The sequence below is a fragment of the Bacillus sp. FSL R5-0431 genome, from assembly GCF_038002985.1.
GTDB lineage: Bacteria > Bacillota > Bacilli > Bacillales > Bacillaceae > Bacillus.
Genome location: NZ_JBBOOG010000001.1, coordinates 1,749,601 through 1,774,507 on the forward strand (window position 1 = coordinate 1,749,601; position 24,907 = coordinate 1,774,507).

At 42.6% G+C, this 24,907-nt stretch carries 21 protein-coding genes and 1 pseudogene; 1 reads left to right on the top strand and 21 read right to left on the bottom strand.

The features are described 5' to 3' along the window. Window position 1: 1 nt before the first annotated feature. From MKZ03_RS08725 to MKZ03_RS08805, 17 genes are all read right to left on the bottom strand, one after another. Window positions 2-709 (bottom strand): response regulator transcription factor, encoded by a 708-nt coding sequence (locus tag MKZ03_RS08725; RefSeq protein ID WP_340972809.1) that lies wholly within the window; start codon window positions 707-709, stop codon window positions 2-4. A 131-nt stretch (window positions 710-840) separates the two neighbouring features. Continuing rightward, on the bottom strand, window positions 841-2,109 hold the full coding sequence (locus MKZ03_RS08730) for a glucuronoxylanase (RefSeq protein ID WP_340972811.1): 1,269 nt from the start codon (window positions 2,107-2,109) through the stop codon (window positions 841-843). A 53-nt stretch (window positions 2,110-2,162) separates the two neighbouring features. Next, window positions 2,163-3,698 (bottom strand): glycoside hydrolase family 43 protein, encoded by a 1,536-nt coding sequence (locus MKZ03_RS08735; RefSeq protein ID WP_427847061.1) that lies wholly within the window; start codon window positions 3,696-3,698, stop codon window positions 2,163-2,165. Between the two features lie 224 nt (window positions 3,699-3,922). Then, entirely contained in the window at window positions 3,923-5,383 is a 1,461-nt protein-coding gene (locus MKZ03_RS08740; protein WP_307499699.1) for a CoA-acylating methylmalonate-semialdehyde dehydrogenase, read from the bottom strand. A 347-nt stretch (window positions 5,384-5,730) separates the two neighbouring features. Further along, a complete protein-coding gene (locus MKZ03_RS08745) occupies window positions 5,731-7,062 on the bottom strand; it encodes an alpha-glucosidase/alpha-galactosidase (RefSeq protein ID WP_341031561.1) in 1,332 nt (443 codons plus the stop codon). Between the two features lie 31 nt (window positions 7,063-7,093). After that, window positions 7,094-7,924: a carbohydrate ABC transporter permease gene (locus MKZ03_RS08750; protein ID WP_340972813.1), complete on the bottom strand. Its 831-nt coding sequence runs from the start codon at window positions 7,922-7,924 to the stop codon at window positions 7,094-7,096. Next, complete coding sequence (locus MKZ03_RS08755) at window positions 7,924-8,856, bottom strand: carbohydrate ABC transporter permease (RefSeq protein WP_307499702.1); 933 nt, start codon at window positions 8,854-8,856, stop codon at window positions 7,924-7,926. Before MKZ03_RS08755 ends, MKZ03_RS08750 begins: the two co-directional genes overlap by 1 nt. A 30-nt stretch (window positions 8,857-8,886) precedes the next feature. Further along, the gene (locus MKZ03_RS08760) at window positions 8,887-10,143 is read right to left on the bottom strand and encodes an ABC transporter substrate-binding protein (protein ID WP_340972815.1); all 1,257 of its coding nucleotides are present in this window, start codon (window positions 10,141-10,143) and stop codon (window positions 8,887-8,889) included. A 217-nt stretch (window positions 10,144-10,360) separates the two neighbouring features. Beyond that, a complete protein-coding gene (locus MKZ03_RS08765; protein ID WP_307499704.1) occupies window positions 10,361-11,401 on the bottom strand; it encodes a LacI family DNA-binding transcriptional regulator in 1,041 nt (346 codons plus the stop codon). Window positions 11,402-11,583: 182 nt separating this feature from the next. Continuing rightward, window positions 11,584-12,276: a D-allulose 6-phosphate 3-epimerase gene (gene alsE, locus MKZ03_RS08770; RefSeq protein ID WP_060596467.1), complete on the bottom strand. Its 693-nt coding sequence runs from the start codon at window positions 12,274-12,276 to the stop codon at window positions 11,584-11,586. 17 nt (window positions 12,277-12,293) lie between these two features. After that, window positions 12,294-13,556: a PTS ascorbate transporter subunit IIC gene (locus MKZ03_RS08775; RefSeq protein WP_340972817.1), complete on the bottom strand. Its 1,263-nt coding sequence runs from the start codon at window positions 13,554-13,556 to the stop codon at window positions 12,294-12,296. Between the two features lie 25 nt (window positions 13,557-13,581). Next, window positions 13,582-13,848 (bottom strand): PTS sugar transporter subunit IIB, encoded by a 267-nt coding sequence (locus MKZ03_RS08780; protein ID WP_034660831.1) that lies wholly within the window; start codon window positions 13,846-13,848, stop codon window positions 13,582-13,584. A 15-nt stretch (window positions 13,849-13,863) separates the two neighbouring features. Next, window positions 13,864-15,936: a BglG family transcription antiterminator gene (locus MKZ03_RS08785; RefSeq protein ID WP_307500666.1), complete on the bottom strand. Its 2,073-nt coding sequence runs from the start codon at window positions 15,934-15,936 to the stop codon at window positions 13,864-13,866. A gap of 393 nt (window positions 15,937-16,329) precedes the next feature. Then, window positions 16,330-16,629, bottom strand: coding sequence for a contact-dependent growth inhibition system immunity protein (locus MKZ03_RS08790; protein WP_334749324.1), 300 nt, complete (start codon window positions 16,627-16,629; stop codon window positions 16,330-16,332). A gap of 164 nt (window positions 16,630-16,793) precedes the next feature. Then, window positions 16,794-17,249: a hypothetical protein gene (locus MKZ03_RS08795; protein WP_106030970.1), complete on the bottom strand. Its 456-nt coding sequence runs from the start codon at window positions 17,247-17,249 to the stop codon at window positions 16,794-16,796. A 15-nt stretch (window positions 17,250-17,264) separates the two neighbouring features. Further along, window positions 17,265-18,860 (bottom strand): T7SS effector LXG polymorphic toxin, encoded by a 1,596-nt coding sequence (locus MKZ03_RS08800; RefSeq protein WP_334750272.1) that lies wholly within the window; start codon window positions 18,858-18,860, stop codon window positions 17,265-17,267. A 166-nt stretch (window positions 18,861-19,026) separates the two neighbouring features. Beyond that, window positions 19,027-19,446, bottom strand: a complete 420-nt coding sequence (locus MKZ03_RS08805; protein WP_334750273.1) for a MarR family winged helix-turn-helix transcriptional regulator — start codon at window positions 19,444-19,446, stop codon at window positions 19,027-19,029. A 170-nt stretch (window positions 19,447-19,616) separates the two neighbouring features. On the opposite strand from MKZ03_RS08805, the pseudogene MKZ03_RS08810 reads away from it, so the two are divergent. Then, window positions 19,617-21,135 (top strand): annotated as a pseudogene (locus tag MKZ03_RS08810) (MDR family MFS transporter); the annotation flags it as partial. A 43-nt stretch (window positions 21,136-21,178) separates the two neighbouring features. On the opposite strand, the gene MKZ03_RS08815 reads toward MKZ03_RS08810, so the two are convergent. From MKZ03_RS08815 to pfkB, 4 genes are read right to left on the bottom strand one after another with little or no spacing between them, the layout of a single operon-like run. Further along, complete coding sequence (locus MKZ03_RS08815; RefSeq protein WP_334749327.1) at window positions 21,179-22,048, bottom strand: class II fructose-bisphosphate aldolase; 870 nt, start codon at window positions 22,046-22,048, stop codon at window positions 21,179-21,181. 2 nt (window positions 22,049-22,050) lie between these two features. Continuing rightward, entirely contained in the window at window positions 22,051-22,509 is a 459-nt protein-coding gene (locus tag MKZ03_RS08820; protein ID WP_060596473.1) for a PTS sugar transporter subunit IIA, read from the bottom strand. Between the two features lie 15 nt (window positions 22,510-22,524). Further along, window positions 22,525-23,940 carry a PTS fructose transporter subunit IIC gene (locus MKZ03_RS08825; RefSeq protein ID WP_106031140.1) on the bottom strand — a complete coding sequence of 472 codons (1,416 nt, stop codon included), beginning with the start codon at window positions 23,938-23,940 and terminating at the stop codon, window positions 22,525-22,527. 13 nt (window positions 23,941-23,953) lie between these two features. Then, entirely contained in the window at window positions 23,954-24,868 is a 915-nt protein-coding gene (pfkB, locus tag MKZ03_RS08830) for a 1-phosphofructokinase (RefSeq protein WP_334749329.1), read from the bottom strand. Window positions 24,869-24,907 lie beyond the last annotated feature (39 nt).

Sequence of the window (24,907 nt, forward strand, 5' to 3'; positions counted from 1 at the left end):
CTTACGCATCCTTTACAACAAATTTATAGCCAAGCCCTTTGACCGTCACGAGAAATTCTGGTGTAGATGGGGAATTCTCTATTTTCTCCCGAAGTCTTCGTATATGAACCATCACCGTATTGTCAGAACCGAAGAAATCTTCTCCCCAAACAGTTTGATAAAGCGTTTCTTTACTGATCACTCGATTCGGGTGCTGCAAGAAATAGGTCATCAGCATAAGTTCTTTCGGTGTGAGCTCAATTGCCGCTCCGTTTTTCGTCAATTCGGCTTGCTGCTCGTTTAACTCAAATGGCCCTTTTTTGATCACGGGATCTGCTTGAGAAGGCTGTAAGTATGATGACCGTCTCAGCTGGGCTTTTACCCGGTAGGCGACTTCCTTTGGGCTGAAAGGTTTTGTAATGTAATCATCGCCGCCAATGGCAAGTCCTACAATTTTGTCTGATTCCTCTCCCTTTGCTGATAAAAAGATAATCGGAACATGGGAGGTCTCTCTAATTTGTCTGCAAATATCATAGCCTTCACCGTCTGGCAGCATAATATCCAGTATGACGAGATCGGGATGTTCTTGATGGAATTGCGTGAGCCCATCACGGGCAGTTGAAGCTGTTATCACCCGGTCAATGCCTTCTCTTGTTAATACTGTATGGAGTAATTCCAAAATTTCTTTTTCGTCATCTATAATCAATACTTTGCTTTGAAGCTTTGGCATTATGATCACTCTCCTGAAGTCATTGTTATTATTATACCCAAAGTGTAGACATCGTGAAAAATCAACTTTCTATTTGCACAGAAAAAAGCCAATTTTCTTTTTTAATGAGAAAATTGGCTTTTGGTGTTTTTTTATCGTTTGACCACAAATGTTGTCACACTTTGAGCCGGGAGATGAGCCCAAAATTGATTACCTGATATATTTAAGTCAGTTCCAGGCTGAAGGTTGCTGTTACTACTCGTAATCCATCTTGACGCTTGTGAAGCGGTTCCATTTTGCATGACAAAGTGTTGATTGACGCCTGTATTGTTTTTATTAATCGCTACAATGACGACCTTATTGTCCCCTTTATAGGCTGAGACGAAAACATTCGGTTCAGGGCTTTTCGTTGCATCAATTCTGACGTACCCTGGACGCACAAACTTGGAGAAATGCGCCATGTTGTAGCCACGTTTGCTAATCATTCCATCTTCCTTCATAGGACCGTATGATCTGCGGATGTACCACCAAACATACGCCTGAAAATCACCTTCCACCATCGAATGGTGAATATGCTCTGACACCCCTAATGCCTCAGGCCAGCGGTCCGCTGAATTGTTATCACTATTCGGGTAATATACCTCTGTCATCCACAGCTCTTTCCCCGCTCCTTTTTGTTTAAAAAGAGGATACGGAAGCTGGCTGATCTGGGTTCCATACAGATGGGCACCGAGAATGTCCATATTTCTAAGCGCCTGCGGATCGTTTAAGATAGGATCTGATATATTTTTAAGGTATTGAAAAGATTCTGGTGCAATCACGCGTGCATTAATGGAGCCGGCATTTTCTCTCATGAATCGCAGGATTTCCTGAGGCGTCCACCATGTCCATTCGTGTGCATAATCAGGCTCGTTTTGTACAGAAATGGCATAGAGGTTGACACCATTATTTTTCATGTATGTCACAAAATCATTCAGATGCTGAGCATAGGCGGCGTATTGATTGTATCTCAACCGCTTTGCAGACGCACCATTACGGTTGAAAGTCTCCACCATATGGCTTGGAGGATTCCAAGGCGAAGCGATCACTAAAGCGCCATGATCTATTGCTCTTTTGGCGGTAGCAACTTCTCTGTGCCAATTATTTCTGTTCTCGTCTACATTAATTCGTAGAATGGAGAATCCTAATTGATTCTGCCCATTGCCAAAGGCGGTTTCCCTTTGAGGGGCGGTTAAATCACCAATCCAAGCCGGGTGGTTCATTCCGCCAAAGCCGCGAATCACTTGTCTTTCCGCATTGACATTAATATTCGCATCACTTGCTGCTGAAACCTCAGTTACCCCAGGCCCTATGAACATGACAGACAGCATAGTGCAGCAGATGAATAAAGTACAAATTGGTTTTTTGATTATGGACATCAAATTTTCCCACTCTCCCATCAACCAGTGATCGATGCCGCAGCATCTGATTTTGTTTACCTTTGAGTAAACTGCCAGGAATCAAATTGGAATAGGTTGGCACCATTTCCTTTGAAGACAAAAAATACGTTGTGCACTCCTGCTGCTCCGTTCACTGCCGTTTCTATTTCTCGCCAGTTTCCGCCTGTGGAAGGGACATTGAGTGTTCCGGCAATTCTGCCGTCTGGACTGCCAAGACGTACTTCTATTTGTCCGCCTGAAGCGGATGCTACATTGGCTTTAAAGGTTCTGGCACCGCTCGATCCGAAATCGACATTACTGACAGCCACCCAATCACCGTTTTGAATGTTTGTGACATGCTGGTTATTGACTGGTCCACCTGGTGCTGAGGAGGCCTCTGTTAAAATGCGTCCATTCCAAGCGAATGTTTCAGCTTCTACCCGTTGATAAGGATTCAGGTTGGAAAGCTGTTTAACGCCTTCAAAATTGGCTGCGACCTCTCGAAGGGAGCCGTCAGCATTATGCACAAGCTTATTAATGTGTGGAGATCTGTAGCCTTTCCCTGCTCCATATAAGGCAGAGCTCACCGTTTGCGTGTGATACACGACATACCACTCGTTTTTAAAATGGAACACAGCATGATGGTTGTTACCGCCGCCGCCGAAAAATGCACCTGGATTTTTCAAGAAATGCCCTTTATACGTAAAGGGGCCCATAGGATTTGAGCTCGTCATATAACCGATCTCACCAGGTGGTTTATCGCCTGGGTGGGAGCCGCCAAAATTGATGCAATAAGAATAGTAATAGGTACCGTTATACTTATGCATACCCGAATCTTCAAACATAAAAGGAGCATCAATGGTTGATGCACTACCGACCACACTTGTCATGTCAGGCCCTAGTTTCAGAACTCTTGCTGTTTTAGGATTGGCCCATTGTCCCTGTGTTGGATTTGAACCGCCTGGAACGCCTCCTCCGGCATATAGATAACCGGTCCCGTCATCATCTACAAATACAGCTGGATCAAAAAGCCATACAACACCGGACATCCCTGGAGTATTTGGTGTGACGAGCGCTTTCCCGATAGGATCTTTCCAAGGTCCAATCGGGCTGTCTGCTGTCAAGACGCCAATCCCTCCGCCGCTGTTAGCAAAATAAAGGAAAAATTTATCCTTCCCATTGATCTTTTTCACCGCAGCGGATGGAGCCCAGGAAGCGCCTGCCCATTTGGCAATCCCTCTCCCGCCATTGGCCCCATTTGCGCCAGCTACTGGAATCGCTCCGTGATCTGTCCAGTTCACCATATCCGCCGAAGAGATGACAAAGACCCTATTCAAATTCGCAAAAGAATTATCCTTAATCGTTCCATTGCTGTGATATTCATAGTCATCACTCGACATATAAATGTACACTCTGCCGTTATAGGTGAGCGCAAACGGATCCGCCCCCAAGTGATGGTCTATGAGTGGATTTGCATTTCCTACTCGTTTTGCAATGGGGGTACTTGCTGCACTCGCATCATATACCGGTATACAGCTCAGCACCAAAGCAAGAATCAAAAAACCTACACCGCACTTCATCCTCTTCCTCATCGTGTCATTTTCCTCCTGTTTTCATCTTCCTAATATTGGGGTTTACGCCCAATTTCAAATTATGTTGATATGAGCTGATGAAGAATGAATACAAAGGATGATTTCTAGGGAAAATCACTGCTAAAACCATCATGAAAACCCTTACTTTTTGACTAGGAGACAATAAAAAAATACAGTCCTCCACTTTGGAACTGCATTTTTTCTTCTTATTCAATGAATGTAGATTACATATAACGAGCGGTCACCATTTTCTTTCTTGTGTAAAACTCTACTCCGTCTGTTCCGTTCGCATGTAAGTCCCCGTAGAAAGAATCCTTCCAGCCGGAAAACGGGAAAAATGCCATTGGTGCGGGCACACCGATATTTACGCCGAGCATACCTGCTTCGATGTTTTCGCGAAATTCTCTGATGCTTGATGCGCTGTCCGTGTAAAGGCAGGCACCGTTCGCAAATTTTGATTGATTGGACAGGTCGATCGCTTCTGTTAGTGAAGAGACACGGACAATTGATAAGACTGGGGCGAAAATCTCGTCCTGCCAAATTTTCATTTGATTTGTGACATGGTCAAAAATCGTCGGTCCAACGAAATACCCTTTTCCATTTGTTTCAAGGTCATTCCTACCATCACGAATGAGGCTTGCTCCTTCTTCAATCCCTGACTGGATATATTGAAGCGTTCGTTCTTTATGTTCCTTTCGAATGACTGGACCAAGAAAGACATCTTCATTTATTCCATTTCCAATGACGAGCTCGTTCGATTCATCAACTAATTTTTGAATGAACTCATCTGCCACTTCTTCTTCCACCGCGACAACGGCCGCGGCCATGCAGCGCTCTCCCGCTGATCCAAAGGCAGCACCAATGATTTGTTTCGTTGCCGCATCTAAATCTGCATCTTTGAGGACAATGGAGTGATTCTTTGCACCTGCAAGTGCTTGGACACGTTTGCCATGCTCTGTGCCTTTTTTATAGACGTATTCTGCGACTGGCTGAGAGCCGACAAATGAAATGGCTTTGACCTTTTGATGTTCAAGCAGACCGTTGACGACATCGTGAGCCCCATTGACGATGTTGAGAACACCTTTTGGAAGACCTGCTTTTTCAAATAGCTCGGCTAACCGCGCGGCAAGAATGGGCGTTCGTTCTGAAGGTTTTAAAACAAATGTATTTCCGCAGGCAATGGCAAGCGGGAACATCCAGCACGGGACCATCATCGGAAAGTTAAATGGCGTAATGCCGCCAATGACACCAATCGGATAGCGGTACATGCCAGATTCGAGTCCAGATGCGATATCTGGTAATTGTTTTCCCATCATTAAGGTGGGTGCACCAGCGGCAAATTCCACACATTCAATCCCGCGCTGCACTTCTCCTTTTGCCTCTGTTATGCTTTTTCCGTTTTCAATCGTTACGAGTTCAGCCAGCTCATCCCAATTCTCAACGAGTAACTGCTGGTATTTAAATAAAATGCGTGCACGGCGGGGAACTGGAGTTTTCGACCAAGTGGTAAATGCTTCTTGTGCTGCCTGTACCGCACGTTCGACATCCTTTTTTGTTGAAAGCGGCACTTCTGCGATGATCTCGCCAGTAGCTGGGTTATATACTGCCTCTGTTTGACTTGTTTCTGCCTCAATCCATTGTCCGCCAATATAATTTTTCAACATTTGTACATCTGTTTTGGTCATGTTCCCTCTCTCCTTTTTATGAAAGAATGTCATGCTTATAGGATGTGTATGGTTGTCATTGTCTCATCTAACGGGCGCCCATCTGTATACACTCTTTGTCAAATGTAATTGTCGTTTTGGTTTACGTTGTGATAAAGAGCTTGCTCTAAAGGGTGAAAGGTTGCCGCCCATCGATTTGTTTGTGAGAAATGATTCCGGAATGTGATTTATTCATGGTGTATTTTTGATCAACTATTGGGTAACTGTAGAAAAATCATAATATTAAAAACGCTTTCAGTCAATCCTCTTTTTGCAACATAAGAAAAACCTGATGCGCGTTGCATCAGGTAGAGGCTGGTTCTTTTCTTTTATTTAGTTGATGCAGCATATTGATTCGGTTCTGCAAAATGCGGGAGCATCTCACCATGTGCTTCAATGAGTTCATCGCTTAATTTGATAATGTCATCAATGGATAGCTCAGCGCTTGTGTGTGGATCAAGTAATGCCGCTTGATAAATGTGCTCTTTTTTGCCGCTAATTGCTGCTTCGATTGTCATGAGCTGTGAGCTGATATTGGTCCGGTTGAGTCCAGCCAATTGTTCAGGGATCTCTCCGACATAGCAAGGCATGATGCCGCTGCGATCTGCAACACATGGTACTTCGACACACGCTTTTTCAGGCAGATTGTGAATGAGTCCTCCTGTGTTCAGCACATTCCCGCCAAATTTAAAGGGAACGTTCGTTTCGATCGCTTCAATGATACGAGAACCATATTCTTTTGAGCGAGTATGTGTGATCTGTGTATTGCCCACAAGGTCATGCTTCATTGTATTCCAGTTGTTGATTTGTTCCTCGCAGCGTCTCGGGTATTCATCGAGAGGAATGTTAAATTGACCGATCAGTTCTGGATAGCGTGATTTGATAAAATAAGGATGGTATTCGGCATTGTGCTCTGAGGATTCTGTGACATAGTAGCCGAATTTATCCATCAGCTCAAAACGTACCATATCATGGTGCCGCGCTTGCTGCTTTTCTTTTGCTCTTTTTTTGATGTCTGGGTACAAATCTTTTCCGTCCCGTTTCACCTCTAATAACCATGCCATATGGTTGATGCCGGCAATTTTTTCTTCAATGCCTTCATGATCCATTTCAAGTGATTCAAATAGATCCTTTGTACACACCTGCACACTATGACAAAGACCCACCGTTTGAATCGGTGTATAGCGCAGCATCGCACCTGTCAGTGTGGCCATTGGATTTGTGTAATTTAATAATAAAGCATTTGGGCAAACCTCTTCCATCTCCTTTGCAAAATCAAGCATCACAGGAATTGTTCGAAGGAAGCGGAAGATGCCGCCGATGCCAACCGTATCCGCAATCGTTTGTCTTAATCCGTATTTTTTCGGAATCTCAAAATCAATTACAGTGCTTGGCCGATAGCCTCCAACCTGGATGGCATTGATGACATATTTCGCATCCTTTAAGGCTTCTTTTCGGTTGTGATAGGGCTTAATGGTCACATTTGCACCGTAGTTCTCTTTTAAATGCCGAAGCATCGTGTCTGATTCATTCAGCCGGTTGTGGTCGATATCATATAATGCGAATTCAAAGCCGCTAAGTGCAGGGACGAACAAACAATCTCCTAATATATTTTTAGCAAACACGGTACTCCCTGCACCGATAAATGTAATTTTAGACATTGACGACTCTCCTTTTTACATCCATATTGAACTACCCTTTGACAGAGCCTTGTGAAAGCCCTGCGATAAAATATTTTTGCAACAGTAAAAACATCGTAACCATTGGCAGCATCGCAATGAGCGCAGCGGCACCAACGAGCTGGAGCTGATGCTGATTTTGACCAAAAAAATGGGATAAGGCGACTGTGAGTGTATGCATCTCTTTATCTTGCAAAAAGAAGATGGCAAATTGATAGTCGTTCCAAATATACACACAGGCAATGATTAAAACAGAAGCGGTAATGGGCTTCAGAAGAGGAAAAACGACAGTGAAAAAAACTCTGAGTGTCCCCGCTCCATCAATACGGGCTGCTTCTTCAAGCTCCTTTGGAATGGTCGACCGGATAAAGCCTGCGTATAAGAAAATGGTTAGCGGCAAAAAAGCAGCGACATTATTTAAAATAGCGATTTGATAGGTGTTCATCATCCCGATTTGAACGACCATTTGATAGAGCGGGACAAGGGCTGTGAGCGGTGGAATGACCATAATGGTGATGAATAAAACATAAACTGCTTTATTTAGCTTTGTGTTTCTTCTTGCGAGCGGATAGGCTGCAAGAGATCCAAGTATGATGAGTAATACAGCGGAGCTGAACGTAATCATCACTGTATTCAAAAAGGACTGGCCAAGCTGAGCCTCTGTCCATGCCGTGCGAAAGTTTTCAAGATGGAGCGCTTTCGGAAACAGCCATTTTGAACTGAAATCTCCTATCCCCTTTAATGATGTCGTCACCAAGATATAAAATGGAATGAGGTGAAGCAATGTCACCAAAAGTGCGAGGAAGGTGTACCATCTCTTTTTGCGTTTAAAGGCGTTATCCATCACACCTCGGTCTCCTTTCGTTTGAAATAAATCAGTGCTGCGACACTAATGACAATGATGATGACCGCCATGAAGACTCCTTGCGTTGCTGCATAGCCTGCATCCTGACGTTTGAAATACAGATCATACATAAAGGTCGACATCGATTGCGAGGAATCTCCAGGTCCGCCGCCTGTTAGTGCCACAATGACATCAAAGAGCTTGAGCCCGCCAATGACATTCAGCACAACATTAATGGTGATAGACGGCATAAGCAGCGGCAATGTGATCCGTCTGAATTGCTGGAGGCTTGCTGCGCCGTCTAATTGTGCCGCCTCATAATAATCCTTAGGAATACTTTGAAGGCCTGCTAAATAAATGATCATCGCAATTCCGACGAATTGATAGGTGTTGACAAGCACAATGATCCATGTGTTTAATTGCGGATTGCCAAGCGCATTCATTTGGTCAAATCCAAAAAACGTCACCACATCGTTTAAGGCACCGCCTTGGTAAGCAAACACAAAATACCAAATATAGCCCATGGCAATCGGACTGATCATGACAGGTAGATAGATCACCGTCCTTGTGATGCCTCTCATCTTTAAACTTTGGTTTAATAAGAGAGCATATCCAAGTCCAATGATATTTTGTAAGATTGTACTCCCAATTCCGTAGAGAAGCGTGTTTTTGACAACAAGCCATGTCGTTGGGTCTTGAAGCAGACGTTTATATTGATCAAGCCCAATCCATTCATAAGTTTGTGAGAACCCGTTCCAATTCGTAAAAGATAGCTGAATGCCGTTCAAAAAAGGATAAATGATAAAGGTACTGACGACGAGTACAGCTGGCATGTACATCCACCAAAGTGATGAATTCCGGCTTTTTTGCATCTTTTGTTTTGGTAAAGAGGTAAATGCGGCTGGCTGCTTTGCTTTTGTGATGTCATTCATTGGCTTCACTCCTGTTTCAGCATGGGCCTGCTATTGTTTTTTCAGACGCTTATATTCCTCTTCCATCTTCTTCGATAATTGTTCTGGTGTGATGGAGCCTGCTAATAATTCTTGACCCGTCGTTGCCATGACAGCCCACATTCCGCTTGGTAAGTATTTTCGATCGAAGTAAGGTTCAATCTTCACCTGTTCGTATTGATCGTAAAACGTAGAGTAATAGTTTTTCGCTTTTACATGCGTTAAGGCTGCTTCAGAGGATGTGCCTTCTGCGATTTTTTCCGCATTTTCAGGCTTTGCGAGAAAATCGATGAATTGTTTTGCTTCTTTTAGATGCTTGGAGTCCTTCCAGGCAGCGACAGTAAACCGTTCTCCCCCAATCCAGCTTTGCTCATCTCCTTCATGAATGGCAGGAACAGGCATCGTTCCTACTTTGATCGATTGATTGAGTTCAGACGCTTCAGGTCCTAATGATCCTCCGACAAAGGTGAAGGCTATTTTGTTTTGTGCCATCAGTTCAGGTGCTTGAGATAGTTTCGCTGTCAGGACATCTTTGTTTAAAAGGTCTTGATCCTTCAGCTCCTTCATGAACTGTGCAAGCGGTGTATAGTGAGACCAATCAAATGATCCGTTTTCAAGTTCTTTTCCGTATTGATGTTTTGGATCGGTGATTAATAAAGGTGTGGCTAGTTCATCAAAGACTTGGGCGATATTTGAGTTATCTCCTCCTGGTATCCAGAGCGGCACAACCTCTCCTTTGCTCTTTTCTTTAACTGTCAGCAAAGCGGATTTTAGTTCATCAAGTGTTCTAGGGACTTCAATGTCATAGTCCTTTAATAGATTGGCATTAAAGCTAAGCCCGTCTTTTGCTTGATTCAGCGGATACGCGTATACTTTGCCAGCTTGGTCCTTTAAAATCTGATCGAGTGAAGGATCAAGCTGTTTGACCCAATCCATCTCTTTTAAATCAGCCACATACTCTCTGTAGCGCAGTTTGGCCCAGCCATGTGTGTCAAACAGATCCGGCATATCGTTTGCCCCCATTTTGACGCGGATCATATCTTCATAGCTGTTGCCTGGGAAGTTGACATCGATTCGAATATGTGGATGCTCTTTTTCAAACTCACGAATCACTTCTTCAAATGCTTTTCTTTCCCCGCTGTTGCTCATCGTCGAATAGAGAGTCAGGGTGGCCTTTCCGTTTGCTTCGGACGTACCGTTATTGCCGCAAGCAGACAAAAGAATGGTCAAGACAAAGGCCGCAGTCAGCAGCATGATTTTTTTATTCATGGTTTCCTCCTTTTGATCACTGAAAATTCAGACGATAATCGGTAGAATTCATGCAGTTGCGGAAACAAAAGAAGTCCATTATACTGGAATTCTATTCTTTTCAAAGAGATAAGAGAGCATAACGGCAGGCTGCCTTGTTCTCAGCATGATCTGGCCATCATGCTGAGCAGCTTGCTTTCTGCTTTTTTGTCTCTTTTTTGTTTGCTGAGATCTTGGTTCACCCCCTTTCATGGATGAGACATGTGCTGCCCCGTTCGATGAGTTTTGTTGGCACGACGACTTTTAGAGGGAGCTTTCTTCCGTTTATTCGCTCAAGCAAAAGCTTCAAGCCGACTTCCCCCATTTCTTCTGTATATACTTTTACGCTTGTAAGCGGCGGACTTGAAAATGAAGCAGCTTCAATGTCATTAAACCCAACAATGGATACATCGAAAGGAACACGCAGACCGGCTTCGTTGAGCGCACGCATTGCACCGATCGCCATTGAATCACTTCCGATAAAAAAGGCTTGTGGAAGGTTTCCTTTTTTAATGGCTTGCTGCATAAGCGTATAGCCTTCTTGCATGGAGTATTCCCCAATGTGGATGTCATCCAGATGAAGACATCCCGCCTCCTGCAATCTTCTCATAAACGTCGTTTGCCTTTCGTCCTCAATCACAGCGTTTCCTTCGAAATAATGCTCCCGCTCCTTTCCGCCAATATAGCCTAGATGTGTATAGCCAAGCGATTGCAGATGGCGAATTGCTCGATCTGCCGCTCTTACAAAATCAACATGTACACAATCATACAAATCTTCATCCGCATAATGATTAATAAAAACAATGTGTTCCATTCGGTTTGTCATTTTTTCAACTGTATCGGGGCTGATTCGTCCAATGACAATCAAACCGTCAATATCCTTTAGCATCGCTCCTTTGTCCATGCTTCTCAGGCGAAAGGTATGGAGGGTGGACAGCCCTTGTTTGGCATATTCTTTTTCAATTCCTTTTCGAATCGATGAAAAAAAGGGATCATTTAATTCTTCGTCAATGGATTGAGCGACAACGATACCGATGACTGGGGATTCAGATGGAGGTTTTTCTTCTGCTTGATCGGCTTTTCTTGCTCTCACTGGGGTATAGTTTAGCTTCTTTGCAATGTCGAGGATGTTTTGTCTTGTTGCGTGTGAAACGGCAAGTGTTTGATCGCCATTTAACACACGGGATACAGTGGATACGGACACTTTTGCATCATGGGCAATATCTTTGAGTGTGGTCATAGGCAAACTCCTCTTAGATTTTGACTAAATATTTACTAAAGATATTTGAAGGATAACATATAAGTAAAGCGCTTTCAATTGTGGATTTGTAATTTTTTATTTTGTATTTGGGTATGTTTTGGTGAGATTGCAGTGTTTTAGTAAAATTGCGTAAAAAAGAGGATGGATTACATCCTCTTTTACTAACGTGATTCAATTGAGGCTGTTTCTTTTGCAAACAATTGCTTCATTGTCTCCCAAGCTTTATCGAGTTGATTGTGAAGTCCAAATAAACCTGAGTTGCCGATGATATAGATCTCATTTCCAGCCTCAGCAAGCAGCCGGAACGTGCTCTCATTACAAGAGCCGTCTACTTCAATTGAAAATGAGTATCCTCCTTGCTCTTTTATCTTTCTCACCTCTTTGATTTTACGAAGCATTTCTTTAATAAAAGGCTGTCCAGCAAAGCCTGGATCGATCGTCATGATCGTCACTCGGTCTATTAAATGAATAAAGGAATTTAACACCGCAATTGGTGTGGCGGGATTTAAGACAAAGCCAACCTTGCAGTCTCTTTGATGGATATGCCGAATGATTCTAAAAACGTCTCTTTGCACGACCTCTGGGTGTAAGCAGATCATGCTTGCGCCTGCATCAATGCAGGCATCGATTAAAAATTCTTGGGGGTATTCCGCCATAAGGTGAACATCAATTGGTCTATCTGTTAGTTTTCGAAGCTGTTCAATGAAAAAGGGTGATAGGGTGATATTTTTCACATAATGACCATCCATGACGTCGACATGATATCGATCTGCTCTCGTGTTGAGAATATGAATTTGTTCGCGGAAGTGCGTTAAATCCATGCACATTAGTGAAGGTGAAAAAATGGCTGTCATTCTCAGGCTCCTCTTTTTTAAAGTTGAAATAAAAGCTTGATCAATCCAATTAAGATTCCGATGATACCAAAGTCTGTATCTCCAAAAGTTGTCCCTTCAAAGCCAAGGGACCCTAACACAGGTAATAAACAAGCAGGTAAAAAGGAAAGAAGCAATCCATTCACAAAGGCCCCAGCGACAGCCCCTCTCACGCCTCCTGTTGCATTGCCATACACTCCTGCTGTAGCGCCGCAAAAAAAGTGCGGGACAAGACCAGGGACAATGACAGTTAAACCAAACAAAGGTAAAAGAAAAATGGATACGATGCCTCCTGCAAAGCTGCATAAAAAACCGATAATGACTGCATTTGGAGCAAATGGAAAAACGGTTGGCGCGTCAAGTGCCGGTTTTGCCCCTTTCACAAAACGATCGGCAATCCCTTTAAAAGCAGGCACGATTTCACCGATTGCCATCCTCACCCCGGCTAAAATAATGTACACACCAGCGGCAAAGGTAATAGCCTGAATGAGAATGAAGACAGCGAAGTTCGTGCCCCCGCTAATTTGTTCTATAAAGGGAATCCCTGCAAACGGTGCAATCGCAAAGAACAGCAAAGCCATCGTGATCGAAATGGCAACAGATGTATCTCTTAGAAAGCCGAGTGATTTAGGCACTTGAATGGTTTCCGTTGATTTCTCTGGACGACCGATCCATTTGCCGATCATTCCCGCTGTAAAATAACCGAAGGTACTGAAGTGTCCGAGCGCGAGATCATCGCTTCCGGTGACTTTCCTTGTGAATGGCTGAAGGATAGCGGGTGCAATGACCATAGCTGTTCCTAATATAATCGAACCGGTGGTCACAAGAAATCCTCCTTGCATTCCGGCTGTCGAGAGAACGACTGCGAGCATTGCAGCCATATACAAGGTATGGTGCCCTGTTAAAAAGACGTATTTAAAGGGCGTGAATTTTGCCAATAACAAATTGACCAGCATGCCAAAAATCATAATGAGAGCCGTCTGTGTACCGAATTCCTTTTGGGCAATGGCCGCCATGGCATCTGTATTTGGGACTACCCCTTGAATGTGAAAGGCTGCTTCAAACATTTTTCGAAAAACTCCAAGTGAATCAGACACGACCGTGGCGCCCGCTCCTAATATTAAAAAACCCATGGTTGTTTTCAAGGTGCCTGACACGGTATCTGCGGCTGATTTTTTCTGCAAAAGTAAACCGGCCAGTGCAAACAAACCGATGAGAATTGCCGGTGTGCCCAATATATCGTTCATGATCAGTTCTATCATGATGTGAATCCCCCTTTTTTGTGGCTTATATGTGTTTACGAAGGACGTCTTTAATGGCTTCCTGGTCTAACAAGTTATTTAATCCAGCGACCTTTCTTGTGCCGTCATCCAGCTGATCGATAATGTCTGTTGCTCCGATATATAGATCGGCCTGTTCATTTTTACTTGTGCTGAGATCGGTATGATCTACTTCAGCTACAAGTCCTAACTCTTCTAATGCTTTTTTGACATTCATTTCTACGATAAAGCTGCTTCCTAATCCGTTTCCGCACACAACAAGAATTTTTTTCATTCTCTTTTTCCTCCTTTATAGTTGTGAAAATTGATCAACTAGTTTTTGCACCGATGCTAATTCCTTTGCTTCAACCAGTTGTTTCCTCCGTTTTTCATCACTTAACAGCATGGTCAGCTGTTTGAGTGCTTTCAAGTGGGTCATACTGTCAATGGCTGCTAGCACAATGATGAGACGAACCTGTTTTTTTCCATCTTTAGAGAAAAAAACGGGCGGTTCAAATGACATGAGTGACATGCTTAATTTGTTCACGCCGTCCTCTGGTCTGGCGTGCGGAATGGCTACTTGTGGTGCAATCACAATATAAGGTCCATTTTGATGCACAGACTGAATCATGGCCTCCACATAACCTCTCTGAATGGCATTTTGATCGAGTAAAGGCTGCGCTGCTTTTGTGATGGCCTCTTGCCAAGTATCTGCTGTTTGCTGGAGATGAATGGTTTTTTCTGTTAATAAATCGTTTAACACTGGTTTCCACCCTTTCTGATGGGATACATATGCGGGATGAAGTAGCTCTTTAAGATCACGAAGCAGTGCTTTTTCATTTTGTACGATGGTATGCTGCTGAATGATGTTGAATAAAGCGTCCACATTGTTCTCATCAAGCCTGATTTCTGCACCTTCCCCATATTGAAGTAAGGTTTTTTTCTCATAGGCAGTGAGAATGGGATGAACGAGGTGAACAGGTTTTCCTTTAAACGAAATAGGTGTTGTTGACACAACAAAGTCGACATCAATGGATGACATTTCTTCATATGAACGCTTTGATAATAGTTCACGTACTTCGATATAACCGATTAATTCGATAAGCTGTGTTTTCAGCATGTGACTTGTGCCAATTCCTTCGCCGCAGACAATGTATACAGAACGCCGCACAATTGGTGAAATCCCTTCTCTTCTCATCCAACCACCAAAATGCATCGCCACATATGCAATTTCATGGTCGCTGATCTTTGAGCAAGTCGCCTTTTCTAAATGGCATACGACCTTTTGAGTGATTTCAAACACCTCTGGCTGTGCTTTTTTAATAGATTCTGTTAATTCATTGTTGATATTAATGTGATAGATGAGTCTGTAATAGGCCGGGATGAGATGCATGGTCAAGTTTTGCTCCAAGGCTTCGTATTCTTGAAAGGAAATACATGCATACCGCTGAAAGTCAAAAATCATTTGTCTGGCAATGGTGCGAATGAGATGCTCTTCTGGTTTTTTACTTGATGGAAGCTTTTGTTTCTTGGCGCTGAGCCATAGAGTAGTAAGAAAATAGATTTCATCATCATGAACATGAAGGCCGGTTTCTCTTTGAATTCGTGCCATGAAACGAATAGCCGCCAAGCATTCATCTGTTTCCTGCAATGTACGCTTTTCTTCGTTTGAAAGGTGTACAGCACGTCCTAGCTTCATCCGCTTTAAGTAGAAAAAGAGATCCAAAGACAGCTGATCCAGCATGTCATCTGCAAACTCGAGCTTAAGCTCTTGTTCTGACTGCTCGAGGAGATGCTTTAACCGTTTATATGAAATTGGCCCCTTTAACCAAAAAGGTGGAAACGCTTTTTCGTTTTTTATCATTGTGCGAATGGAATGAATATAAGGTTTCAGCGCCAATCGAATCGCTCTTTCTTCTCCTGAAATCAAATAGCCGCAGGCTGCCTGATAGTGGAGGATAAGCTGCTGCTTTGAAAGTGCTTCTTTTAGCTGTTTCATATCTTCAAGCAATGTATTCCGGCTCACTTTGGTCATCTTCATAAAATCATCAATTCTTAGGCGTTTCTCACTGCATGCAATGGATAAGAGCAGGATGGCTCTTCTTTCCTTTACACATGGTTCATAATCATGGCCAACGAGAATGGTGTTCGCTTTTTGAATAATGACTTCTTTTTCATGTGGGTGTAAGTAGTAGCCAAGTTGATCTTTTCGCTGAATACCACTCAGCTGCTGAGTTTCCAGCCAGCTATTCATGCGTTTGATTTCAGAGTAGACGGTTCGAGTAGAGACATTCAGTCGATTCTGTAAATCTTCAATTGATAAATAAGATGTCGTGTGAATCAGCATTGATAGTAAAGTCGTGCCCCTTTTGGTTAAATACAGTTGGAATTCCTCCCTTCTTCCCTTTGGTTATAAGTCTAATCAACTCACATGCATCAAAGAAGCCCAAATGTCTTCAGTAAATGCTGTGCAGCTTTTGGGTGCTCTTTTGCTATAAGAAAAAGCACACCCGCTTGAGTGTGCTTTGAGACTTTTACAAAAAGAATCCTTTGTTTTCTTTAATGTGATAGAAAACCTTTGTAATGAGATCATGAATGTCCTGAAAAATCTTTTTGAATTTTTTTGATCCTTCACAATGCTTTTGGCATTCTTGATTCACACATATGTACTGCATCATCGCCGCCAAAAAAAGCGGACACCAATCAAGGCCTTAAGTGCCCAATGATCAGTGTCCGCAGATTCTTTCTTATGTAAAAAAATTCTAATTTCGTTTTGTTATTTCATTTTCACTGCTTCTTCCATTTTCTCTATTATTTTATTAAACCACTGTATAGGGTTTAATGAGATCGCCGGAAAATAGATTTCTGCATTACTTTCGATAAAGCTTTCTTTTTCTTCTATTGTTAAAGTACCATTCAAAAAATCCTGACAATCCTTTATAGTAGAGAGCAGACATTCTTTAGTAGCTTCATGAATAAACTCCTCTAACGCTTCTTCTGGTGAATCGATATCCTGATGAAATGTCCCACCTAAAAAATCTTCTAACTCCTCTAAATAACTGTAGCTCTCATTCATTGAATCACCTCTACAATGTATTATAATTAAAATCACCAATTATATTAGACAAGTGAAACCTTGATTCTATTAAAATCAAGGTATTGGTGTTGGTTATTCAAATCATTGTTAAATACGGGTTTTCAGATTGTGGCTGCTACTTAATCAATTAACCTGGATTATAATTAAATCGCGCAGTTTCCAATATGCAGTTCAAAGTGTTTTTCTTCTGAAAATATCTGAGCGATTTTACCAGTTGCTTTATCTGCTACAATGACGTTGTGATTCTCTGAAGATAGCCAAATCTCTTCAATTGCCTTATTGAAATCTAGAGCTTTTACATTTGCCCAAACAGGAAAAGGGTCATTTACAACTAAAATAAACCATTCTTTTTTCTCTTTCAGAAAATCTAGTGAATTTTTTAACCAAGCCATAACAGATTCTTTGTCTGTAATTGTTAAAATATCAGAAGGTGTAGAGTCTATTTGACGAAATTGTTTTAATACTACTTCACATAATTTTAGCCATTGAGAAGCATCATTTTCAAAATCAATTACCTCAATATAAGCTAATTGTTGTATTTTCTTTTTAGCATTCATAAAAGCTATTTTCTTTTGTATTTTTTCATTTTGATATACCATATTTTTCATTCCTCATTATTCATTGTAATAGATATGGTGATCACCATTTGGCCCATAAATATTTGAATACCTTTCTTTTTTAAAATCATAATTAAATGGGTCGGCACCCTCTTTCGGTTTCCCTGCGTGAGTGTGTAATTTTCCGTCATTAGTATGTTGTACTATAACTCTTTTTCCTTTTGGGGTATCAAATTCATAGTACCGCCCATGATGAGTTTGGTTAGAACTGTACTCATAATTACGATGTTCTTGCCCCTTCTTAAAAACATTATCTCCTACTTGCCATTGACGAGTAGGCTGTTGCGATCTAGGTATTCCCCCTAAATCCTTAGCGTGCCGCAAAGCCCTTTTTCGATTAAATCCTTCTGGACTTTGAGCGTTTAACCCCATCTTCCCATGAAACCCTTTCGCCCCAAACGGCAAAAGCACTCCAAGCGCCGCATTCATACTCGCTTCCTGCTGTTCTTTCGAGACCTTATTTCCAAACATATCTCGCCCCGTGATCGCTTCACTGAATCCGTTGGTGGCGGTGAGGCCATATAAGCCTTTTTGAGATGTTTTTAGGGCGTCAAAAGACTTTTGCGATGTCTTGTAAATGTCGACTGCTCTGACTGCAGCTGAAGTGGCTTGAGTCGTTTTATAGACGGCTTTTCCGCCTTTGAAAATACGGCCCGCCCATCCGACGATCGGGATATAGCCCGCTGCTGCCATGCCGCCTGCGGCGACCCGCTGTCCTGCGGTGAGTTCTTCCCCTGTGATTGGATCAACGCCTGTTGCGGCGCGTTTTGCATCGTTCACACCTGTCAATTCATTCACGATATTTCCACCATAATCAAGTGCTTTTTCATACCAAGGGCGGTTGGCGAGTGCTTCTTGTTCCTTTGCGATTTCTCTAGCTTCTTCTTGTTCTTTTTTAATTTTGAGATATTCAGCAGTTTGCTTCTCAATATCGCTTTTTGCCTTGTAGATTTCGCTATTTTGATACGCTTTCTTGTCAAAATTCATCGGCGAAATGGCTTTTCCATCATTTGTCGCATTCATCATTTCTGCGTACAATGCCATTGTAGCTTGCTGCTCCGTCTCTGACAAAGCATATTCATCTTTTAAATTTTGATCAAGCTCTCTTAGGTCTTTTACTGTCTTTTTTCGCTCGTCTTCCGCATCTGCAATCTTTTCATCAAAGCTTTGACTATCAAATACTTCTAGAGAGATGAGGTCGTCGATGTCTTGAAAAATCGTTTTAAGCGCCTTTTTTTGATCCTTCACAATGCTTTTGGCATTTTTGATGCCCATATGTACAGCGTTGTCTAAAAAGTGTTCTTCTACGAAGGTATCGCCGCCAAAGTTTGTATCATCGAGTGTCCCAGAAACACCTTCATGGAACGCTTTTTGCTTATCAATGAAGCTGATAAACATGTCTACATTTCCAGCGAGCTCTTTGTAGAAGCTTTTAATGTTATCGGCACCTTTCCCAGTGAAGTCGTCACCGAGATTAGAAACACCTTGTAATGCTTTTTTTAAATCTACCATTTGTTCGCGGAGTTCCTGGTAGTGTTTTGCCCTTGCGTCCATGGCACTTGTTAGTGCTTTTGCATCAAGTATCTTCCCCAGAAGAATTCACTCCTTCCTATTCATTGACAAGGTCAATTTTACCAACACAAAGTTTGTCATTAAATAGGAATATAGATACAAAAACAGTACTTAATATGTAAATGATCAGAATCATATCCTCGCTATTTTATTTCAAAGAAAAGCACACCCTTAACATTGTGCTCTCTTAAGACTTAGACTTAAGCAATCGCAGCTCTTGCTCCATAATATCTGCTGCTTCGGTAATAAATTGAATGATTAAGTCTAATTCTTCTCGTTTGTATTCGTTTGTGAGTTGTTTTGTTGATGCCGATAAGGATCGAAAGAGTTCTTTTACCTGTGATTTCCCAGCCGTTAATGGAACGATGATGACTCTTCGCTTGTCTTTTGGGTCCTTTTCTCTTTTGACGTAGCCCGCTTTTTCAAGGCGATCAATCAGTGCTGTGACCGCACCTGAGCTAAGACCTGTTTTTTCACTTAATTCCCCTGCTGTGAGGGGGCCGAGTTCGTTTAATAAATCGGCTGATTTGAGATCTGTTGGGAAAAGGCCGAGCGATTGCGCGGCCGCTTGATGGAATAAAACCGTTCGAGTGGCGAGGCGCCTCATTGTATGTATGATCAGGTCTGCACTATCTTCAGCGTCGTTCTTTATTGACAACATGTTCTCCTCCCTTTAAAATCAATTTATCTTGATCATCAAGATAAAAGTTCTCTTCCTTTATATTTAAGTTGATCATAGCAAAAATAAGAAGAGAACGTAAGCAGGAGGTAAATGAAATGAATCATGTGGATAAAGGCAAGGCATCCACTCGCTTTGTTGTCATCGGTTTGCTGTTAGGAATTTTTATGGCAGCGATGGACAATACCATTGTTGCAACAGCGATGGGAAGCATCGTAGCAGATTTGGGCAGTTTTGATAAATTTGCTTGGGTGACGGCTTCTTATATGGTGGCAGTAATGGCCGGAATGCCGATTTACGGAAAGCTTTCTGATATGTATGGTCGAAAGCGTTTTTTTCTGTTTGGACTTATTTTCTTTTTAATTGGATCAGCGCTGTGCGGTATCGCACAAACGATGGATCAGCTCATTATTTACCGGGCCATTCAAGGGCTTGGAGGCGGTGCCCTTCTTCCGATCGCGTTTACGATCATCTTTGATATCTTCCCGCCTGAAAAGCGCGGAAAAATGTCCGGTATGTTTGGTGCAGTATTTGGTTTATCGAGTGTACTAGGGCCACTGTTAGGAGCTATTATCACAGATTCGATCGGCTGGCATTGGGTTTTCTATATTAACGTGCCAATCGGTATTGTTAGCGTGTTCTTGATCGCTAGATACTATCATGAATCGCTAGAACATCGCAAACAAAAAATTGACTGGTCAGGTGCTATTACACTTGTCGTGGCAGTTGTGAGCTTAATGTTCGCACTTGAGCTTGGCGGTAAATCTTATGCTTGGGATTCGGTGCAAATCCTCACACTTTTTGCCGTGTTTCTTGTGTTTGGTACCATCTTCTTTATTGTTGAGCGTAAAGCGGAGGAACCGATTATTTCTTTTTGGATGTTTAAAAATCGTTTATTTGCGACATCTCAAATATTGGCGTTTTTATATGGGGGGACATTTATTATTCTTGCCGTCTTTATTCCTATTTTCGTGCAAGCGGTGTATGGTGAATCTGCGACAAGTGCAGGGTTTATTTTAACACCGATGATGATAGGGTCTGTGATTGGCAGTATGATTGGCGGAACGATGCAGACGAAAGTGCCTTTCAGACGTCTTATGACGATCTCTGTTATTTCATTTTTTGCTGGGATGCTGCTTCTTGCCAATATGTCACCAGATACAGCTAGACTGTGGCTTACACTCTTTATGATGATATCAGGCTTTGGCGTCGGCTTTAGCTTCTCCCTTCTGCCTTCAGCTTCAATGAATGATCTTGCCCCTCGTTACCGAGGCAGTGCAAACTCAACCAATTCATTTATGAGATCACTTGGAATGACACTTGGTGTCACGATTTTTGGGACGATTCAAACCAATGTCCTAACGAATCGCTTAGCAGATGCCTTTAGCGGAATGAAAGGAGCCCCTTCTCAAATAGGCGATCCACAAGCCATATTCCAAGAAGGTGCTCGTTCACAAATTCCGCCTGATATTTTAAATAAAGTCATCGATGCGATGTCACAAAGCATTACGTACGTATTTTTGATTGCGTTATTCCCTATTGCCCTTGCAGCGATTACGGTCCTATTTATGGGAAATGCACGAGTACGCACATCAAATGAAATGAAAGAAAGCGAATAATGTGAAAAAGCAGAGCGTTAGCGGCTCTGCTTTTTTTCGTTTCACTGATATAGAGGATGGGCTTTGCCCTCACTGCCAACGATACGTATTTTCGATGTGACCATGTCTTTTGCTGCTTGCTTTGCTTTTTGTAAATACATACGTGGATCTAAGCTTTCAGGTTCGTTTGAGAAATGATCACGGATGGCTTCAGAGTACGCATTTTTCAATTCAGTAGAGACATTGACCTTTGCCATACCAAGTGCTACACATCGTCTGACGTCCTCATCCGGTACAGCGGAACCGCCGTGCAGTACAAGTGGAACATCGACCAGCGCTGCAATTTGTTCAATACGGTCAAAGTCAATATCCGGTACTCCTTTATAAATGCCGTGAGCGGTGCCGATCGCAGGCGCTAAAGTAGGAACCCCAGTTTCTTCTACAAATTGGCGGCACTCTGAAGGAACGGCTTTTTCAGCATCCTTTTCATCGACGACGATATCATCCTCTACGCCGCCTACCTTGCCTAATTCTGCTTCGACATTCACCCCTACTTTTAATGCGAGGTCTACGACTTCTTTTGTGCGGCGTACATTTTCTTCATATGAATGCATGGATGCATCGATCATGACGGATGTATATCCGGCCCTGATACAGGTGAGAATTACATCAAAGTCCGTACAGTGATCGAGGTGCAGACCGATTGGGATTTGATATTGATCAGCCGCCGCTTTGACTGTATCTGCAATCGCTTTTGCTCCAAGAGATTGAACCGTTCCAACCGTTGTTTGCAAAATGACAGGTGATTTTAATTCTGCGGCCGTTTCGAGCACCCAATAAATACTGTCAAAGGAATGTACATTGAATGCAACTATTCCGTATTTTTCTTTTTTCGCAGCCTCAAGCATCGGTGTTGTTGAAAGTAAAGGCATAATCAAACATCCTCTCTCGTTAAAATATCTGTTTCTAAAACAGTAAGCATGTCTTCATTTGTTCTTGTTTCCAGCAGCTTTTGTCGTTTGGCTTCATCCATTAATCCTCGTGAAAGGGCAGAAAGAGCCTTTAAATGAGTGGTGCCCGCTTCATTTTTGGGGATCAGTAAGGATAAGAAGAAAAAGCATGGCTTCCCATCAAAAGCGTCCCATTCAATGCCTGTTTCAGTGCGGACGATCACGAGTGCTGGTTTTGTGATGGCTTCTGTTTGTGTATGTGGAATGGCAAATCCATCTTGAAATCCAGTCGTGCTCAGTGCTTCCCTTTCAGCTAAGCCTTTTTTGACATCCTCTTGTGATGTACAAATACCTGCTTTGTAGGCAATGTCAGCAATGGCTGCGAAAACGCCAGCCTGTGAAGAAGCTGTTTCATGAAGATTCATATAGATATGTTCCATTATTTCTCTTCCTCCCTATTAAACTGCGGGTTTGTCTATTTTTTTACGGTAAAGTCCGTATAGAATGGCACCTACAAGTGATCCGATCAGTATGGATAGTACCCACTGAAATGCACCTGTGACGACTGGAAGGACAAGGAATCCACCATGCGGAGCTGGAACCTGTACGCCAAATAGATACGTCAATATAGCAGAGATGGCTGAGCCAAACATGATAATTGGCAGGACAACGATCGGGTTTTTTGCCGCAAATGGGATGGCCCCTTCTGTAATATGTGTCGCCCCTAGAATATAGTTGATTGCCCCTGCATTTCGTTCCTGCGGTGTGAAATGTTTTCTGAAAATCGTTGTGGCAATCGCAATGATAAGCGGCGGTGTGATACATGCTGCGGACACACCTGCCATGAAGTAAAGGTTGCCTTGTGCAAGTAAAGCCGTTCCTGTGACATAGGCTGCTTTGTTAAAAGGACCTCCCATATCAAATCCACACATCGCTCCAACAATTAAACCTAAGAGCAGCGGGTTCGTGGATTGAACAGCTGAGAGAAAATCCATTAATGAATTATTTAGGCCTGTGATCGGAACTAATAGTGGTGTCATCACAGCTCCAATCAAGAAAATACCGATAACAGGATAGATGAAGATTGATTTTAAACCGTCAAGTGATGCAGGTAATTTTTGAAGCAGGAATTGAAGGAATACGATGATATATCCTGCTGCAAAACCTGCGATAATACCACCTAAGAATCCAGCGCCTCCGTCGTTTGCAAGCAGGCCGCCGATAAACCCGACAACCATCCCTGGGCGTCTGGCGATTGAATCAGCGATAAATGCTGCTAAAATAGGCACCATTAAGCTAAAGCCGAGTCCGCCAATGCTTTTCAAATAGGCAGCAAACGGATGATACGTTTCATGCTGAGGATCAGCAGAGTAGATACCGAATAGAAATGAAATGGCAATTAAGACCCCGCCTCCAACAACAAATGGAAGCATGTGTGATACACCGTTCATTAAATGTTTGTAGATCGTGTGTATCCATTTATTCGTCGTCTTTTGTTGAGAGGATGAAGGAGCAGATGTTTTCTCCGTTCCAGAAGCCCTTCCTTTCACTTGATGAACGGGTGCATCTCCATTGATAATGCCTTGGATCAGTTCTTCTGGCGTGCGGATGCCTTTCGCTACAGGCACTTCAATCAGTGGTTTGCCGTGAAAACGATCTGTATTCACATCTTTGTCAGCTGCGACAATGACCCCATCGGCCTCCAGAATGTCTTGATCGGTTAAAGCGTTTTCAATTCCTACTTGACCATGTGTTTCGACTTTGATGTCGACCCCTAATTGCTCAGCAGCTATTTTTAATGCCTCAGCTGCCATAAACGTGTGTGCAATGCCTGTTGGACAGCCAGTTGCAGCGACAATTTTTTTACGGCTCATATCTGATTCCCCCTTATATCTTGTGAATGTGTACTTGCTCAATTAATGAATGAATGTCATGTAAATCACTTAAGCCTTTAGAAAATGCAGTAGATGCGCCCGTTGCAATGCCGTAACGTAAGCATTCTTCAGGTGAATGACCTTCAAGCTGTTTACTAAGAAAGGCTGCGAGCATTGCATCTCCAGAACAAGCTGTGTTTACCACAGTGCCTGTCGGTGCGTTTCCTTTTAAGATGATGTCTTTCGTAATGAACAAAGCCCCTTCTCCTCCGCGGGAAATAAGCACTTGCTCTACACCCATCTCAATGAGTTTTTCTCCTGATTGAATGAGTTCTTTTTCTGACATAGGATGTGTTTTGCCAAAAAAAGCAGCGATTTCTTCTTCATTCGGTTTTAATAAATATGGCTTGTATTGAAGCGTCTCAAGAACTGCTGCGGAGCTTGTGTCTAAAATAAACTTGACGTTGTGCTGATGACAAATAGCTGCTACTTCTGAAAAAATGCTGGCGGGTACGCCCTTTGGCAGGCTGCCTGACATGATAAGGATGTCCCCCTGCGGGATGGCCGCTATTTTTTCACGAAAGGCGTGAAGCGCTTTTGCTTCAATCGCAGGTCCTTGGTTCACGAGCTTGTATTCTTCTGTCGTATTAATAAAAACATTAATGCGTGTAATTCCTTCAACCGAGATAAAATCGGTTTGAATGGAAAGGTCCTTTAAGGATTGTTCAATATAAGAGCCTGAAAACCCAGCAATAAATCCTAATGCAGTGCTGGTGAATCCATATTTCTTTAGCATAATGGAGACATTGACTCCTTTGCCATTCGGCTGATAATCTTCATCTTCTGTGCGGTTGACTGCATTTGCTCTCATTTCTTTTAATGCAATATATAGGTCAATAGCAGGATTTAAGGTGCAGGTATAAATCAATTGGTTTCACCTTCTTTCTTTTCTCTAAAGAAAGTATCT